This window comes from Mesorhizobium sp. M0018, from assembly GCF_040323955.1.
Classification (GTDB): Bacteria; Pseudomonadota; Alphaproteobacteria; order Rhizobiales; family Rhizobiaceae; genus Mesorhizobium.
On record NZ_JAMYVL010000006.1, the window covers coordinates 163015 to 180186 of the forward strand.

15 protein-coding genes are annotated in these 17172 nt (G+C 64.0%); 5 read left to right on the forward strand and 10 right to left on the reverse strand.

Annotated features, from left to right (window positions below; translation table 11 throughout):
* Positions 1-2: 2 nt before the first annotated feature.
* The 5 genes from NKJ81_RS10785 to NKJ81_RS10805 all read right to left on the reverse strand — a co-directional run bounded on the left by NKJ81_RS10785 (position 3) and on the right by NKJ81_RS10805 (position 4438).
* Positions 3-203, reverse strand: coding sequence for a hypothetical protein (locus NKJ81_RS10785; RefSeq protein WP_023676334.1), 201 nt, complete (start codon positions 201-203; stop codon positions 3-5).
* Positions 200-1150 carry a carbohydrate ABC transporter permease gene (locus tag NKJ81_RS10790; protein ID WP_352448471.1) on the reverse strand — a complete coding sequence of 317 codons (951 nt, stop codon included), beginning with the start codon at positions 1148-1150 and terminating at the stop codon, positions 200-202. The genes NKJ81_RS10785 and NKJ81_RS10790 overlap by 4 nt, the downstream gene beginning before the upstream one ends.
* Positions 1147-2094: a carbohydrate ABC transporter permease gene (locus NKJ81_RS10795; RefSeq protein WP_031211681.1), complete on the reverse strand. Its 948-nt coding sequence runs from the start codon at positions 2092-2094 to the stop codon at positions 1147-1149. The genes NKJ81_RS10790 and NKJ81_RS10795 overlap by 4 nt, the downstream gene beginning before the upstream one ends.
* Before the next feature lie 110 nt (positions 2095-2204).
* Positions 2205-3536 (reverse strand): ABC transporter substrate-binding protein, encoded by a 1332-nt coding sequence (locus NKJ81_RS10800; protein WP_352540416.1) that lies wholly within the window; start codon positions 3534-3536, stop codon positions 2205-2207.
* Positions 3537-3748: 212 nt separating this feature from the next.
* Positions 3749-4438 (reverse strand): PIG-L deacetylase family protein, encoded by a 690-nt coding sequence (locus tag NKJ81_RS10805; protein ID WP_352469943.1) that lies wholly within the window; start codon positions 4436-4438, stop codon positions 3749-3751.
* Between the two features lie 27 nt (positions 4439-4465).
* Between NKJ81_RS10805 and NKJ81_RS10810 the strand changes: the two genes are divergently transcribed.
* The 5 genes from NKJ81_RS10810 to nhaA all read left to right on the forward strand — a co-directional run bounded on the left by NKJ81_RS10810 (position 4466) and on the right by nhaA (position 11377).
* Positions 4466-5356: a DMT family transporter gene (locus NKJ81_RS10810; protein ID WP_352448474.1), complete on the forward strand. Its 891-nt coding sequence runs from the start codon at positions 4466-4468 to the stop codon at positions 5354-5356.
* A gap of 75 nt (positions 5357-5431) precedes the next feature.
* A complete protein-coding gene (hrpB, locus tag NKJ81_RS10815) occupies positions 5432-8050 on the forward strand; it encodes an ATP-dependent helicase HrpB (RefSeq protein ID WP_352540417.1) in 2619 nt (872 codons plus the stop codon).
* 89 nt (positions 8051-8139) lie between these two features.
* Positions 8140-9465, forward strand: a complete 1326-nt coding sequence (locus NKJ81_RS10820; protein ID WP_352448476.1) for an ActS/PrrB/RegB family redox-sensitive histidine kinase — start codon at positions 8140-8142, stop codon at positions 9463-9465.
* 63 nt (positions 9466-9528) lie between these two features.
* Positions 9529-10092, forward strand: a complete 564-nt coding sequence (locus NKJ81_RS10825; protein ID WP_023676342.1) for an ActR/PrrA/RegA family redox response regulator transcription factor — start codon at positions 9529-9531, stop codon at positions 10090-10092.
* A gap of 91 nt (positions 10093-10183) precedes the next feature.
* Positions 10184-11377, forward strand: a complete 1194-nt coding sequence (gene nhaA, locus NKJ81_RS10830; protein WP_352540418.1) for a Na+/H+ antiporter NhaA — start codon at positions 10184-10186, stop codon at positions 11375-11377.
* 17 nt (positions 11378-11394) lie between these two features.
* Here nhaA and NKJ81_RS10835 read toward each other — a convergent pair whose 3' ends face one another.
* The 5 genes from NKJ81_RS10835 to NKJ81_RS10855 form a co-directional block, all read right to left on the reverse strand.
* Entirely contained in the window at positions 11395-12822 is a 1428-nt protein-coding gene (locus tag NKJ81_RS10835) for a gamma-aminobutyraldehyde dehydrogenase (RefSeq protein ID WP_352540419.1), read from the reverse strand.
* A gap of 25 nt (positions 12823-12847) precedes the next feature.
* On the reverse strand, positions 12848-13663 hold the full coding sequence (locus tag NKJ81_RS10840) for an ABC transporter permease (protein ID WP_352469946.1): 816 nt from the start codon (positions 13661-13663) through the stop codon (positions 12848-12850).
* Positions 13653-14603: an ABC transporter permease gene (locus tag NKJ81_RS10845; RefSeq protein WP_352540499.1), complete on the reverse strand. Its 951-nt coding sequence runs from the start codon at positions 14601-14603 to the stop codon at positions 13653-13655. Before NKJ81_RS10845 ends, NKJ81_RS10840 begins: the two co-directional genes overlap by 11 nt.
* Before the next feature lie 14 nt (positions 14604-14617).
* On the reverse strand, positions 14618-15613 hold the full coding sequence (locus NKJ81_RS10850) for an ABC transporter ATP-binding protein (protein WP_352540420.1): 996 nt from the start codon (positions 15611-15613) through the stop codon (positions 14618-14620).
* 190 nt (positions 15614-15803) lie between these two features.
* Entirely contained in the window at positions 15804-16958 is a 1155-nt protein-coding gene (locus tag NKJ81_RS10855; RefSeq protein ID WP_352540421.1) for an ABC transporter substrate-binding protein, read from the reverse strand.
* Between the last annotated feature and the right edge of the window lie 214 nt (positions 16959-17172).

A 17172-nucleotide genomic window follows, 5' to 3' on the forward strand; every position in this document is an offset into this window, starting at 1 on the left:
GTCTACTCCGGAAATTTCGAGACGATGATGAACATCGCCGTGCCCGCAAGCATGGTGATGAAGGAATAGGTGTAGAGCACCAGTGCGAAGGGCTGGAACAGCATCAGGAAGCCGATGGCGATGATCGCGGTGGCTACGTTTTCCATCAGCCCGCGCCTGGCCCAGACGGGCCAGCGCGATTTGCGTTTTGCGGTCATGCTCATTTACGCACCGCGCCAAAGGTGATGCCGCGCAGCAATTGCTTGCGAAGCAGGATGGTGAAGACCAGGATCGGCACCAGAAAGATCGTCGTGCCGGCCGCGACCGCCGGCCAGTCCTGACCGCCTTCGCCGATGATGGTCGGAATGAAGGGCGGCGCGGTCTGCGCCGTGCCCGAGGTCAGCAGCGCAGCGAAGGCATATTCGTTCCAGGCAAAGATCAGGCAGAAGATGGCGGTTGCGGCAATACCGGTGGTCGCCTGCGGCAGCACCGTGCGCCAGAACGCCTGCAGCCTGGTGTAGCCGTCGATCATCGCCGCTTCTTCATATTCGCGCGGGATCTCGTCGATGAAGCCTTTCAGCAGCCACACCGCCAAGGACACGTTGACCGCCGTATAAAGCAGGATCATGCCGAGAGCCGTGTCCGACAGGCCAAGCTCCCGGTACATCAGGTAGATCGGGATGGCGACCGCGATCGGCGGCATCATCCGCGTCGACAGGATGAAGAACAGAAGGTCGTCGGCGAGCGGCACCTTGAAGCGCGAAAAACCATAGGCCGACAGCGTGCCGAGGAAAACCGCGCAAAACGTCGAGCCGAACGCGATAATCAGCGAATTGACGAAGCGCGGCATGAAGTTGGACGGGCCGGCGATCACCATATTGCGCTTGCGCACCGTCTCGTCGCACAGGCCCGTCGCCGGTCCCAGCGAGTTGATGTATTCCGGTGTTTGCCGAGTCCGGGTCGAGAACAAATTGCAGTAGCCCTCGAGGCTGGGCTGGAACAGGATCTTCGGCGGATAGGCGATCGAATCCGGCGGCGTCTTGAAGCTGGTGGCGAAGATCCACAGCAGCGGCACGATCGAGATCAGCGCGTAGGCGACGATGATGGCGCCGGCGACGCGCTTCGACGTGGCCGACGGCGCGACAACGGAATGGGCTGACGTCAGGCTCATCTCTGCTTCACCTTGTTGAGCGCCTTGACGTAGATGTTTGCGAGGCCAAACACTGCGACGAACAGGATGATGGCGAAAGCCGAGGAATAGCCCGTCCGCCAGCTTTCGAAGGCCTGCCGCTTCAGCGTGATCGAGGCCACTTCGGTGGTCGATCCCGGCCCGCCGCCGGTGAGCAAATTGACCATGTCGAACATCTTGAAGTTCTCGATGCCGCGAAACAGCACCGCCAGCATGATGAAGGGCAGCGCCATCGGCAGCGTGATCGACCAGAACTGCCGCCAGTTGGAGGCGCGGTCGACCTCGGCCGCTTCGTAGATGTATTCGGGGATCGAGCGCAGGCCGGCGAGGCAGATCAGCATTACGTAAGGCGTCCACATCCAGGTGTCGACGATGATGATCGACCATGGCGCCAGTGACACGTTGGAGAGCATGCTGATCTCGGTTGCCGGAATGCCGGTGACGAACGAAACGGCGTAGGCGAACAGCCCGATCTGCGGCTCGTAGAGAAAGCGCCAGAAATTGCCGACCACCGCCGGCGATAGCATCATCGGCACCAGGATGATGGTCGTCCAGAAGGCGTGGCCGCGGAACTTGCGGTCGATCAGCCAGGCCAGAGTGAAGCCGATCAGCGTCTGCAGCAGGATGGTCCAGAACACGAAATGCGCCGTCGTCTGCATGGCGATCCAGATGTCCTGGTCGGCGAGGATGCGCTTGTAGTTGGCCAGCCCGAGGTTCTTCACAACCTCGTTGGGCCGATTGGCGCGAAAATTGGTGAAGGACAGATAGATTGCCCAGAACAGCGGAAAGATGTTGATAGCTAACAGCAACAGGATCGTCGGCGAGATGAACAGCCAGGCGAGGCCCTTGTCGCTGATGCCCCGGACCTTGCGGGCCAACGGCTCGGGCGTAGCCCGGGCAACGCTGTCCGCCGTCCGATTGAGCATGGTCAGTCCTGCTTCGGTCACTTGGCTCGTCTCGACAATGGAATTTATCTGAACTGTGTCCCGTGCCAAGTGGCACGGGACGGTTCGGTCATGGGCTCGGGAGGAGCCGTTTACATCTTGCCATCGTCCTGGAAGACCTCGGTCCAGTCCTTGACGAGGCCGTCAAGCGCATCCTTGGCGGAGCCTTGCCCGGCAACGACATAGTCGTGGAAGCGCTTCTGCGATGCCTGCAACAGCGGGGCATAGCTCGGCTCGGCCCAGAAGTCCTTCACGATGGCCATCGAGTCGAGGAAGGTCTGCGCATAGGGCTGGCTGGCCGGGAAGGCCGGGTCCTTGACGACCGCGTTGAGGCAGGAATAGCCGCCGAGCGACCACCATTTGGACTGCACGTCCTTATTGGCGAACCATTTGATGTATTTGAGCGCGGCTTCCTGCTTGTCGGAATAGGAGACCACCGAGATGCCCTGGCCGCCGAGTTGGGCGAACTGGTCCCCGTCCGGACCTTTGGGATTGACGAAATAGCCGATCTTGTCGCCGCCGACATTCTCGTCCTTCTGCAGGCCTGGCCAGGTGAAGGCGAAGTTCATGTGCATCGCCACCTGGCCGGATTTGAAGGCATCAACGCCTTCGCCCATGTAGCTGTTCGAGGCGCCGGGAGGGGTGCAGCAATCGTAGAGGGCTTTGTAGAACTCCAGGCCCTTCACCGATTTATCGGAGTTGACGAAGCCTTCCATCTCGTAGGGCTTTTTCGGGTTTTCGTACTGGAAGCCGAAGCTGTAAAGCACGTCCATGGCGCCCATGGTGATGCCTTCCGAGCCGCGCTCGGTGTAGATCGACGCGCCATAGACGGTCTTGCCGTCGATGTCGCGCTTCTGGAAGAATTCGGCGATCTGCTTCAATTGGTCGAAGGTCGTCGGCGGGCCGAGATCCCAGCCGTACTTTTCCTTGAATTCCTTCTGCAGCTCCGGCTTGGAGAACCAGTCCTTGCGGTAAGTCCAACCGACGACGTCACCCATGGCCGGCAGCGCCCAGTAATTCGGCGAGTTCTTCGGCCATTCCGAATAGCCGACGACGGTCGCCGGCACGAAATCATCCATGCTGATCTTCTCCTTGTCGAAGAAGTCGTTCAGCTTGACGTAATGGCCGTTCTCGGCGGCACCGCCGATCCACTGGCTGTCGCCGATGATGAGGTCGCACAGCTTGCCGTGCGAATTCAGCTCGTTGAGAAAGCGATCGGCATAGTTGGTCCACGGCACGAATTCGAATTGCATGCCGATGCCGGTTTCCTTGGTGAAGTCCTTGGACAATTCCACAAGCGCGTTGGCCGGGTCCCAGGCTGCCCAGCAAAGCGTCAGATCTTCTGCCTGCGCGACATTCGAAACGGCTGTCGACGCAAAGAGTGTCGATGCCAGTCCCAACGCCAATTTCAAGGTCGATTTCATGCCTTCCTCCCATTTGCGAAACGCGTCCGGATGACGGTTTCAAGAGCCCGCTAAACCCCTCCTCGGGGGCCCAAACACAACGACGCGGCGGCGCACCGGATGTTTAGTAATTTGTTTAGTGATGCAATTTTTACTAAACAAGGCAAGCGAATTCGTTGCTGCACCGCAGCATGCTGGACAGGAAAGCAACGTGAGAAGTTGCGACGACCTGTCTAGGTCACCGTCTTGTTGCTGACGGCCACCGGACGGATCACTGGGGCCGGCGGCAAAAGCGCGCGGATATCGGCGAAGGGGAAGACTGGCTCGAAGCGGAACGCCTCGGCAAACGATCCGGCTGGGCCGTTGCACTGGCCGGCGCGAAAGGCGTTCTGCGTGCGCGCCGCGTCGACGAAACGCTCGGGATCCTGCGACTGGTGCGCCCGGATCGCCTCCGCCTTGAGATCGAAATGCCTGGAGGTGTCGACGTAGTGCGTTGGCGAAAACCCGGTGCCGCCGAACGTGTCGGCATGTAGCACCGGCACCGAGAATGACGCTGCGATGCGCACACCATCCGACAGCGCGCGGTGGTCGCCATGATAGTCGTTCGGCGCATGCGTTATCACCAGATCCGGCACTATCTCGCCGATCAGTGCTTTGAGCGCCCCGATCAGCGCGGCATCCGCGACCAGCCCGCCATCGGGAAAGTCGAGGAAGCGCGGCGTCACGCCAACCAGGCCGGCCGCCGCCGTCGCCTCCTTGCGGCGCGTGCGGGCCAGCGCTGACGGATCGCCGTAGCCGCCCCTGGTGCCATCCGTGGCTATGGCAAAAAAGAGTTCTGCGCCTTGCGCGGCATAGGCCGCCATCGTACCGAACATGAAGATCTCGATGTCGTCCGAATGCGCGCCAAGCGCCAATATCTTCACTCTCATCTCTCCCGGAAATGGAAAAACGTGCCCAACGGAATTCTGCTCGCACTCATCGCCTATGCAAGCTATTCGTGCAGCGACGCCGTTGTCAAAAGCCTGGGCGGGCAGTTCAACGTCTTCGAGATCGGCTTCTTCTCGACATTGTTTGCCGGCTGCTTTCTGCTCTTTGCCAGGCCGGCAGGCGAGCGCTGGCTCGATTTCTGGCGCACCAACCGGCCCTGGGCGGTACAGGCCCGGGCCTGGGCCGGCATCGCCTCGGGCGTGCTCAGCGTCTATGCCTTCACCACCATCCCGCTGGCGGAAGTCTATGCGCTCATCTTTCTGGCGCCGCTGTTCGTCACCATCCTAGCCACGCTGGTCCTCAAGGAGAAGGTCGGCCCGTGGCGGTGGCTGGCGGTGGTCGCCGGCTTTGCCGGGGTCATGCTGGTCGTCAGACCGGGGTTTCGCGAATTGCATCTTGGTCATCTGGCGGCGTTCATCATCGCCTTCCTGGCCGCCACCAATGTGATCCTGATGCGTTCGCTCGCCGCGCAGGAAAAGCGCACGACGATGCTCGGCGTGCTGATCGGCTACGGCCTGCTCTTCAACGGCGCCGGTGCGGCGGCTACCTCGTTCTCGTTGCCGGATGGCAGGCAATGGGCCTGGCTGGTACTGGCCGGCGCCTTCACCGCCGGCGGCCAGCTGTTGCATCTGCTGGCGGTCAAATACGCACCGGCCAACCGCATCGCGCCGACGCATTACTCGCAGATCGTCTGGGCGGTGGTTCTGGGTGCGCTGTTCTTCAGGGAATATCCGGATTTTCTGTCGCTGGTCGGCTTGGCCGTGGTCGGCGGTTCCGGCCTGCTGACCATGGTGCGCGAGGAGGTGCGGCTCGGCACGGTGCGCTGGAACCCGTTTTCGCGGACCAGGCTTTGAGTCGGCGCCGAGGTTGCGCCGCGACCGCCACCGCTGATATGCGGTTGCTGCCAACTGGCTGCACAGCATAGCACAATGACGACAAAACCCTTGCCGGACCTGCCGGTCTCCGTTGTCTTGCCGGCGCTCAATGAAACGCTGAGCCATGGTAACAGCGCCGTGCTGGTGGCGCCACCCGGTGCCGGCAAGACGACGCTGGTTCCACTGGCGCTGCTCGACGCTGAATGGCTCGGCGCCGGAAAGATCATCCTGCTCGAGCCGCGCCGCCTCGCCGCCCGCGCTGCCGCCCGCCGCATGGCCGAATTGCTCGGCCAAGAGCCCGGCGAAACCGTCGGCTATGCCATGCGCATGGAAAACCGCAGTTCCGCAAAGACCAGGGTTCTCGTCGTCACCGAAGGCGTGCTGTCCCGCATGATCCTCGACGACCCGGAACTGCCTGGTGTCGCGGCGGTGCTATTCGACGAGTTCCACGAACGCTCGCTCGACGGCGATTTCGGGTTGGCGCTGGCGCTTGACGTGCAGGGTGCGCTGAGGCCCGAACTCAGATTGCTGGTGATGTCGGCAACGCTCGACGGCGCGCGTGTCGCAAAATTGCTGTCCGGCGCGCCGGTGATCGAGAGCGCGGGCCGCGCCTTCCCGGTCGACATCCGCTATGACGAGCGGCCGGCCGGCGTCACGATCGAGGACGCCATGGCCAAGGCGATCCGCTCGGCGCTTGCCGGGGAGAAGGGCAGCGTGCTCGCTTTCCTGCCCGGCCAGCGCGAGATCGAGCGCACCGCCGAGCGGCTGGCGGGCAAGGTCGGCGCCGATACCGACATCGTGCCGCTCTATGGTATGCTCGACAACAAGGCGCAGGACGCGGCGATCAAGCCGGCGCCGCTCGGCCGCCGCAAGGTCGTGCTGGCGACGTCGATCGCCGAAACCTCCATCACCATCGACGGCGTCCGCGTCGTCATCGATTCCGGCCTGTCGCGGCTGCCGCGCTATGAACCGGCGAGCGGCCTGACGCGGCTGGAGACGGTACGTGCTTCCCGCGCTTCCGCCGACCAGCGCGCCGGCCGTGCCGGACGCACGCAGCCGGGCGTCGCCATCCGGTTGTGGCGGGCCGAGCAGACGGCGGCCCTGCCGGCCTTCACGCCACCGGAAATCCTCGAGGCCGATCTTTCCGGCCTGTTGCTCGATAGCGCAGCGTTCGGCGTCGCCGATCCGACCAGTCTATCCTTCCTCGACCCCCCGCCGGCTCCGGCGCTCACCGAGGCGAGGGTACTGCTACGTGCGCTCGATGCTGTCGATGCGGCAGGACGCCTGACGGATGCCGGTGCCGCGATGCGTAGGCTGGCGCTACCGGTGCGGCTTGCCCATATGGTCGCCGAGGCGGCAAGGACCGGAGAGGCGCTCGAGGCGGCGATGCTCGCCGTATTATTGACCGAGCGTGGCCTTGGCGGCGATGGTGCCGATCTCGAAAGGCGGCTGCTGCGCTTTCGCGCCGAAAGATCGCCGCGCGCCACCGCCGCCCGGCAGCTGGCTGAGAGGCTGGCAAAGCAGGCTTCACCCTTCCCCTCTAGGGGAGGGTCGGCGAGCGAGCCGAGCGCAGCGAGACGAGCGAGACGGGGCGGGGTCGTCGATGGCGTGCCCGAAGCGGCCCCACCCCTATCCGCTACGCGGATCGACGCGCCGGGGCGAGCCACGGGTCTCGCCCGTCCTTCCGACCCCCTCAAGGGGGAGGGCAGCACAGCCGGCGCTCTCCTCATCCATGCCTGGCCGGATCGGGTCGCCAAAGCGCGCGGCGAGCGTGGCCGCTTCGTGCTTGCCAACGGCTCGGGCGCCATGCTCGACGCCTCCGATCCGCTGGCCGGCGAGACCTGGCTCGTCGTCGCCGACCTGCAGGGCAAGGCGCAGAACGCCCGCATCACCGCAGCGGCAGCCATCGATGAGGCCGACATCCGCACTGCGCTGGCGGAAAAGATCGAGGCCCGCCGCGAGGTGAGCTTCGACCGCGACAGGCGCGCGGCGCGGGTGCGCGAAACGGTTCGCCTCGGCGCCATCACGCTGTCCGAACGCATGCTGCCGGCGCCGACCGGTGCCGACGCGGATCGCGCCATCCTCGACGCCTTGCGCGAACACGGCCTGTCCCTGTTGCCGTGGAACAGGGAGGCGGAGACGTTGCGGCAGCGGCTCGGCTGGCTGCATCGCGGCCTCGGCGTACCATGGCCCGATGTCTCCGATGCCGCGCTCCTCGAGCGCCTCGACGACTGGCTGCTGCCGTTCCTTTCCGGGGCGGCATCCTTTGCGGCAATCGATCCCAGCGTGCTTTCGCAAGGCCTGATGACGCTGGTGCCGCACGAATTGCAGCGCAAGATCGCCACATTGGCGCCGACCCATTTCGACGCGCCGTCGGGCAGCCGGCTGCCGATCCGCTATGACGGCGAATGGCCGGTGCTGGCGATCCGCGTGCAGGAACTGTTCGGCCTCGACCGGCATCCGGCGATCGCCAACGGCACTGTGCCGCTGACGCTCGAATTGCTGTCGCCGGCGCACCGGCCGATCCAGACGACGCGCGACCTGCCCGGCTTCTGGCGCGGCTCCTGGGCCGATGTGCGGGCAGAGATGCGCGGCCGCTATCCCAGGCATGTCTGGCCGGAGAACCCGCTTCTCGCCGCCGCCACCAGCCGCGCCAAGCCGCGCGGTACCTGATGCTTCCAGACTGTCATCCCGAACCGAGGCCCAGCTTCGACGGTTTTCGGAAAAGACCTCCGGCTGTTTCCCCTCTATAATCACTGGCCATGATAAACATCCTGCACGCACCCGACTTCCAGCAAAGCCAGCGGCTGCGCCTCAACACGCTGATCAGGTTGCGCTGGCTTGCCATCGTCGGCCAGAGCCTGACCGTGCTTGTGGTCGCTTACGGGCTGAAATTTCCGCTACCGGTCAGCATGTGTTTTGCGCTGATCGCCTGTTCGGCCTGGATGAACCTTTTGCTGACTTTCCGCTATCCGGCGGCGCATCGGCTTACCCCGTTCTCGGCCTTCGCCATCCTGACCTTCGACAGCCTGCAGCTTGCCGGCCTGCTCTACATGACCGGCGGCCTTACGAATCCGTTTTCGCTGCTGATGACGGTGCCCGTCGTCGTCTCGGCGACGTCGCTGCCGCTGCGGCTGACCGCCATGCTCGGCGCGCTGGTGATCGTGGCGGCGACGCTGCTGGTCTTTTACCACCTGCCGCTGCCCTGGCATGAGGGGGCGCCATTGGCGATGCCGTTCATCTATGTCGCCGGCATGTGGATGGCCGTGTTCTGCTCCATCGCCTTTACCGCGATCTATGCCTTCCGGGTGGCCGAGGAGGCGCGGCTGCTTGCCAACGCGCTTGCCGCCACGGAATTGGTGCTGCAGCGAGAACAGCATCTCTCGGCCCTCGACGGCCTCGCCGCGGCCGCCGCGCACGAACTCGGCACGCCGCTCGCCACCATCACGCTTGTCGCCAAGGAGATGGAGAAGGCGCTTGGCGAAGATCCGAAATACGGCGAGGACGTGAAGCTGCTGCGTTCGCAGAGCGAGCGCTGCCGCGAAATCCTGAAGCGCCTGACCAGCCTGTCCTCCGAGAGCGAGGTGCACCTCTCGCGCCTGCCGCTGACCTCGCTGGTCGAGGAGGTGACGGCGCCGCACCGCGATTTCGGCATTTCGATCAAGCTTCGGCCGGGCGAGCGCATCGGCCCGGAACCGGTGGGCCGGCGCAATCCCGGCGTCATTTACGGCCTCGGCAATCTGGTCGAGAACGCGGTCGACTTCGCCCGCAACAGCGTGACAGTGCGCTGGAACTGGAATGAGGCCGCCGTCAGCTTCTCGATCATCGACGACGGGCCGGGCTTTCCACCGGAGATCATCGACCGAATCGGCGAACCCTATATGTCGACGCGACAAGGCACCGAAGCTGGCGGCGGCCTCGGCCTCGGCCTATTCATCGCCAAAACCTTGCTCGAACGCTCCGGCGCGACGCTCGATTTCCGCAATTCAAGCGAGCCCGGCGAGGGCGCCATCGTGCAGATATCGTGGCCGCGCAGCGTCTTCCTCAATCCCGAGCAGGCTTCGGCCACCATGTTCGACACGGCCTAAATTGGACAATAGCGTTGCGAAACTATATTTGCGTAAAAATCAGGCAGCAGGATTTTCAGCACGATGAGTACTGACGAAACGATTGGCGCAATGGTCGAAGGCGAGGACACCTCGCTGCTGATCGTGGACGACGACAAGCCGTTCCTGACGCGGCTTGCCCGCGCCATGGAAACCAGGGGTTTCGTGGTCGAGACGGCGGAGAGCGTCGAGGAGGCGGTTGCCAAGGCGCGCGCCAATCCGCCGGCCTATGCGGTCGTCGACATGCGGCTGGCCGACGGCAACGGCCTCGACGTCGTCGCCGCGATTCGCGAGAAGCGCGACGATGCCCGCGCCATCATCCTCACCGGCTACGGCAACATCGCCACCGCGGTGACAGCGGTAAAGCTCGGCGCCATCGACTATCTGTCGAAGCCGGCCGATGCCGACGATATTTTTGCCGCCCTGACCCGCACCGCGGGCGAACGTGCAGCGCCGCCAGAAAATCCAATGTCGGCCGATCGTGTGCGCTGGGAACACATCCAGCGCGTCTACGAAATGTGCGACCGCAACGTCTCGGAAACCGCACGCCGCCTGAACATGCATCGCCGCACGCTGCAACGCATCCTCGCCAAGCGCGCGCCGCGCTAAAGGGCTCTCATTACAGGCTTGCCCGGCCAGCGCTGTTTGCGCATCATCGCTTGGCGGTGTCGGACCTTGCCGCTGATACGACGGAGGCGACATGCAGGACGAAAAGCGGCTGGTCTCCATGCTGCGCGAATTCCTCGACAGCGAGGCGGCCGGCGGCCTCATCCTGATGGCTGCGGCGGCCTTGGCCCTGATCGTCGCCAATTCGCCGCTGGGCGAGGCTTATTTCTCCGCCCTCCATGCCTATCTCGGACCGCTCAGCGTCTCGCACTGGATCAATGACGGCCTGATGGCGGTGTTCTTCCTGCTGGTCGGTCTCGAGATCAAGCGCGAAATGCTTGACGGCCAGCTGTCGACCTGGCCGCGCCGCGTGCTGCCCGGCATCGCCGCCGCCGGCGGCATGGCAGCGCCGGCACTGGTCTACGTCGCCATCAACCGCAACAATCCAGCCGCTCTGTCCGGCTGGGCGATCCCAACCGCCACCGATATCGCCTTTGCGCTCGGCGTGCTGTCGCTGCTCGGCAGCCGCGTCCCGGGTTCGCTGAAGATATTCCTCACGGCGCTTGCCATCATCGACGATCTCGGCGCGGTGCTCATCATCGCGGTGTTCTATACCAGCGGCCTCTCGCTCGCCTATCTCGGCGCCGCCTTCGCCGTGATCGCGCTGCTGGTGGTGCTCAACCGCATGCGGGTGCTGACGCTGCTGCCGTACATCTTGCTCGGCATCGTTCTGTGGGTTTTGGTGCTCAAATCGGGCGTCCATGCGACGCTCGCCGGCGTCGCGCTGGCCCTCACCATACCGCTGAAGATATCGCCGGGCAGCGGCCATGATCTCGACCATTCGCCGCTGCACCGGCTCGAACACGGCCTGCACAAAGTCGTCGCCTTTTTCGTCATCCCGATTTTCGGCTTTGCCAACGCCGGCGTCTCGCTCGCCGGTCTCAGCGCTGCCGCCCTGGCCGAGCCGCTGACGCTCGGCGTCGCCGCCGGCCTCCTCGCCGGCAAGCTGGTCGGGGTGTTCGGGTCTTCCGCGCTTGCCATCCGGCTTGGCTTCGCCGATCTGCCGGTCAATGCCGGCTGGCTGCACATGGTCGGCATTTCGCTGCTCTGTGGCATCGGTTTCACCATGAGCCTGTTCATCGGCCTGCTCGCCTTCGCCAGCGACGCCGCCCTGCAGGACGCGGTCAAGGTCGGCATCCTCGCCGGCTCCTTCATCGCCGCGCTCCTAGGCGCCGCTGTGCTGCTGGTGGCGCCGGCCGCAGGCGAGGCGGAGGAGGCGGAAGAATAGGCGTCTCCTCGCGGGCGCTACCCGTGAGCGACCATGACGTGGCGGACGGCGGTATAGTCCTCCAGCGCGTAGAGCGACATGTCCTTGCCGTAGCCGGATTGTTTCAACCCGCCATGCGGCATCTCGTTGGTCAGCATGAAATGGGTATTGATCCAGGTGCAGCCATATTGCAGCCGGGCGGCTGTCGCCATGGCCCGCGAAACGTCCTTGGTCCACACCGACGACGCCAGGCCGTAGTCAGAATCATTGGCCCAGTTCACCGCTTCGTCAACTTCGGAAAAGCGGGTGACCGAGACCACCGGACCGAACACTTCGCGGCGCACGATCTCGTCCTCCTGCAGCGCGCCGGCGACGACGGTCGGCTGGTAGAAGAAGCCGGAGCCCTCGCCCGGCTTGCCGCCCGTGGTGATCTCGATGTGCTTGAGCTCAGAGGCGCGCTCGACGAAGCTCGAGACGCGGTCGCGCTGGCGACGCGAGATCAGCGGGCCGATCTCGTTTTCGGTATCGTCAGGACGATCATACTTGATAGTCGAGACGGCGGCGGAGAGGTCGGCGACGAGCTTGTCGTAGATCTTCTTGCCGGCGTAGATGCGGCAGGCGGCGGTGCAGTCCTGGCCGGCATTGTAATAGCCGAAGGCGCGCAGGCCGTTGACCACCGCGCCGAGATCGGCGTCGTCGAAGACGATGACCGGCGCCTTGCCGCCGAGCTCGAGATGCGTGCGCTTGACCGATTTGGCGGCAGCCTGCAGCACCTTCTTGCCGGTGGCGACGTCGCCGGTGATCGAGATCATGTTGACTTTCGGGTGGTTGATCAGCGTGTTGCCGACGCTGTCGCCGCGACCGAGCACGACGTTGACGACGCCTTCCGGCAGGATCTCGGCAAGGATTTTCGCCAGCTTCAGCGCGGTCAGCGGCGTCTGTTCCGACGGCTTGAAGGCGACGGTGTTGCCGCCGGCAATCGCCGGCGCCAGCTTCCAGGCCATCATCATCAGCGGATAGTTCCACGGCGCGATCGACGCGACAACGCCGATGGCGTCTCGGCGGACCATCGAGGTGTGGCCGGGAATGTATTCGCCGGCGACCTGGCCGGGCATCGAGCGGACCGCGCCGGCAAAGAAGCGGTAGCAGTCGACGATCGCCGGGATCTCGTCATTGAGCACGGCATTGATCGGCTTGCCGCAGTTCAGCGCCTCGAGCGCCGCGAAATCCTGTGCAGCAGCCTCGATGCGATCGGCGATCTTCAGGAGATAGCCGGCGCGCTGCGCCGGTGTTGTGCGGGACCAGGTGACGAAGGCTTTTTCGGCAGCAAGCACGGCCGCCTCGATCTGCGCTGGGCTGGCCTCGGGCAGATTGAGGATGGTCGCCCCGGTCTTCGGGTTGAGGATCGGCTCCTCGGTCTCGGTGCCTTTTTCGAATTTAGAGCCGATCAGCATCTGCGTGTCCATGGAAGTCTCTCCCTTGTGAACGAGATCATTTGCCCGAACCGGCGATCTGGTCGCCGTCGCGGGTCAGGTAATAGGCAGCGAGGATGGGGAGCAGCGTCACCAGCACTACCACCATCGCCACGACATTGGTGACCGGACGCTGGCGCGGACGGATCAATTCTTCGAGCATCCAGATCGGCACCGTCTGCTGCTGGCCGGCGGTGAAGGTGGTGACGATGACCTCGTCGAAGGACAGCGCAAAGGCAAGCATGCCGCCGGCCAGCAGCGCGGTTGCGATGTTGGGCAGCACGACATGCCGAAAGGTCTGGAAACCATCGGCGCCGAGATCCATCGACGCCTCGATCATCGAGCCGGACGTGCGGCGGAAACGGGCGACCGCATTGTTGTAGACGACGACCACGCAGAAAGTGGCGTGGCCGAGCACGATCGTCCAGAACGAGAACGGGATTTCGGCCAGCGCGAAGGCCGAGCGCAGCGCGATGCCGGTGATGATGCCGGGCAGCGCGATCGGCAGGATGACCAGCAGCGAGATGGTTTCGCGGCCGAAGAATTTTGTGCGGGACACGGCAGCGGCGCACAGCGTGCCCAGGACCAGCGCGATGGTAGTCGAGATCGCCGCGACCCGCACAGACAATGACAGCGCCTGCCAGACGTCGGGGCGGTTCCAGGTGACGGCGAACCATTGCGTGGTCAGGCCCGGCGGCGGCCAGACGAAGCTCTTCTCCTCGGTGGTGAAGGCATAGACGAAGATCAGCAGGATCGGCAAATGCAGGAAAAGCAGGCCGCCGGTGGCAGCGAGCTTCAGGCCGATCGGCGCGGATGGGCCACGGTCAGAGCGCATCGAAAGCCCCCATGCGCTTGGCGCCCCAGAGGTAGAAGCCCATGATGACAATGGGCACCACGGTGAAGGCGGCGGCGAGCGGGATGTTGCCGGCGGTGCCTTGCTGCGAATAGACGGCCTGGCCGATGAACAGCCGCGAGGTGCCGATGATCTGTGGGATGATGTAGTCGCCGAGCGTCAGCGAGAAGGTGAAGATCGAGCCGGCGACGATGCCGGGCAGCGCCAGCGGGAACAGCACGTTGCCGAAGGTCTGCCCGGGCGAGGCGCCGAGATCGGACGAAGCCTCGACCAAATTGCCTGGCACGCGCTCGAGTGCGGCCTGCACCGGCAGGATCATGAACGGCAGCCAGACATAGACGAAGACGATGAAGGTACCGGTTGAGGAGACCGACAGCGAGTTGCCGCCGACGACCGGCAGCGACAGCCAGGCATCAAGCAGCCACAGAAGATGCAATTTGGCCAGCAGCCAGGTCAGGATGCCTTCCTTGGCCAGAATCAGCTTCCAGGCATAGATCTTGACCAGGTAGCTCGACCACAGCGGCAGCATGACGCCGAGATAAAACAGCGCCTTCCAACGGCCGCGCGCATAGCGCGCCGCATAATAGGCGATGGGAAAGGCGATGACCGCCGCCGCCAGCGTCACCAGCGCCGCCATTGTCACCGTGCGCAGGATAATGTCGAGATTGGCGGCCTGCAGCAGGTCGCCATAGGTCTTCAGCGTGAATTGCCGGTTGATCAGGCCGGAGAACTCGTCGATCGAAAAGAAGCTCTGCAAAAGCAATGCGAAGAGCGAGCCGATATAGACGATGCCGAGCCACAAAACCGGCGGCAGCAGCATGAGGAGCAACAGCAGCTTCGGCTGTCGCCAAAAAATATCCGACACCGCGCCACGCAGGCCGCCGCTTCGCGGCAGGATGGCGGGCGGCGTGGCGCGCGGCATGACGGTGTCGAGGCTCATCCGAGCTCGTCCATCAAATGCAAATGCTCGCGCTTGAAGGTGAGCACCACCGCCTCGCCTTCCCCCGGCAGCACAGCACCCGCCGGCACGATGGCATGCAGTCGCAAGCCCTCTGCATCGAGCGCCAGTCTTGTCGTGGCGCCGAGATAGTTGGTCGAGACCAGGCGGGCGGCAACCCCTTCGCCGTTGGCCCGGCCAATACGGATGGATTCGGGCCGCAGGCTGCCCCAGCGATACTGGCCGGCATAGCGCTGGACGAAATCCGGCGGCAGCACGTTGGACGAGCCGACGAAATCGGCGACGAAGCGGGTCTTGGGGCGCTGGTAGATGTCTTCCGGCGTGCCGATCTGCATGATCTTGCCGTCATTGAAGACGGCCACGCGGTCGGCCATCGACAGCGCTTCGCCCTGGTCGTGGGTGACGAACACGAAGGTGATGCCGAGCGCCTTCTGCAGCGATTTCAACTCCTCCTGCATGTTTTCGCGAAGCTTGAGGTCGAGGGCGCCGAGCGGCTCGTCGAGCAACAGCACCTTGGGCTGGTTGACCAGCGCACGGGCGAGCGCGACGCGCTGGCGCTGGCCGCCGGAAAGCTGGCCAGGGCGACGGGCGCCGTAGCCGGGAAGCCGCACCAGCGCCAGCGCTTCTTCCGCCGCCTGTTGCCGCTCCGGTCTGCCGACGCCCTTGACCATCAGCCCATAGGCGACGTTGTCGAGCACGTTGAAATGCGGGAACAGCGCATAATCCTGGAACACGGTGTTGACGTTGCGGCGATAGGGCGGCACGCCCTCGGCGCGTTCGCCGAAGATCGAGATCGAGCCCGCCGTCGGCTGCTCGAAACCGGCGATGAGGCGCAGGCACGTCGTCTTGCCCGAGCCGGAAGGCCCGAGCATGGCAAAGAACTCGCCCGGCACGATGTCGAGATCGACCGCGTCAACGGCACGCACGCTGCCGAAATGGCGAGAGACGTTTTGGAAGGAAACGGCGGAGGTCATGGGGCTGTCCTGATCTGTCAGGCTCATCAAATTTCAGGCGGTAGCGCTGCCTCTTATCCGCCTGTCGGCACCTTCTCCTCGTATAGTGGACGGGGAGAAGGGAGGCGCTGCAACGCTGGCGACCCCCCGGTTCTTCACCGGGAGAGGGTAAGGGTGAGGGGCAGCGCCGAGCTTCGTAGGTGAGGCGAACTCACCGCCCGCCGATGACGCCGATATAGTCCGACACCCAGCGGTAATAGGGCACGCACTGGTCGTTCTGGGTGGCGCATTTCGAGACCGGCGTCTTCCAGAACTTGATCTTGTCGAAATTGTCGTAGCCGTTGGTCTTGCAGCCTTCCTCCCCGAGCAGTTCGTTGCCCTTGCAGGCGGCGGGCACCACCGGCAGCGAGCCGAACCAGGCGGAGACGTCGCCCTGCACTTTTGGCGACAGCGAATGCTCCATCCACATGTAGGCGCAGTTCGGGTGGGCAGCATCGGCCTCCATCATCGTGGTATCGGCCCAGCCGGTGACGCCCTCCTCGGGGATAGTCGAGGCGACCGGCTTCTTGGCCGCGATCAGCGTGTTGACCTGATAGGGCCAGGAACCGGAGGCGACGACGCCTTCGTTCTGGAAATCGTCGACCTGGATGGCGGCGTCGTGCCAATAGCGTCCGACCAGCGTACGCTGGACCCGCAGCAGGTCGAGCGCCGCCTTGTACTGATCCTCGGTCAGTTCGTACGGATCCTTGATGCCGAGCTCCGGCTTGTGAGCCATCAGGTAATTGGCGGCGTCGGCGATGTGGATCGGCCCGTCATAGGCCTGGACGCGGCCCTTGTTCGACTTGCCGTCGGGAAGCTTCATTTCCTCGAAGACCACGTTCCAGCTCTTCGGCGCCTCCTTGAACACTTCGGTGTTGTACATCAGCACGTTCGGCCCCCACTGATAGGGGACGCCGTAATGGACTCCGCCGACGGTGAACCAGGGCGCATCCTTCAGCCGGTTGTCGACCGTCTTCCAGCTCGGTATGAGGTCGGTGTTGATCGGCTGGACGCGCTTGCCGGCGACAAGGCGCAGCGAAGCGTCGCCCGAGGCGGTGACGAGATCGAAGCCGCCCTCGTTCATCAGCGAGACCATCTCATCGGAGGTGTTGGCGGTCTTGACGTTGACCTTGCAGCCGGTTTCCTTCTCGAACGAAGTGACCCAATCATAGGCCTTGTCGGTTTCGCCGCGCTCGATATAGCCCGGCCAGGCGACGATATTGACCTCGCCTTCGCCTTTGCCGAGCTCCTTGACCTGGGCGATGGCCTGGCCGGAGAAGCTCAGCGCGACCGTCAAGGCAGTGCATGATTTCAGCAATGAATTCATCGTCGATCTCCCATTTTTGCATGACCTCGAAACCGGTTTCGGGTTTCGGAAGAAGATCATGCGCCCGTTCAAAAACGTTGGATGCGCGGCTCTGAAGGGCCGTGCTCCTCGCATCGACCCGAAAATCGGAATCGATTTTCGGAAAGCCCGATGCGAAAACTAAAAGTCTTAGAGCGTACTATGTGCGTCCAATTGGACGCACGTCGCTCTAACG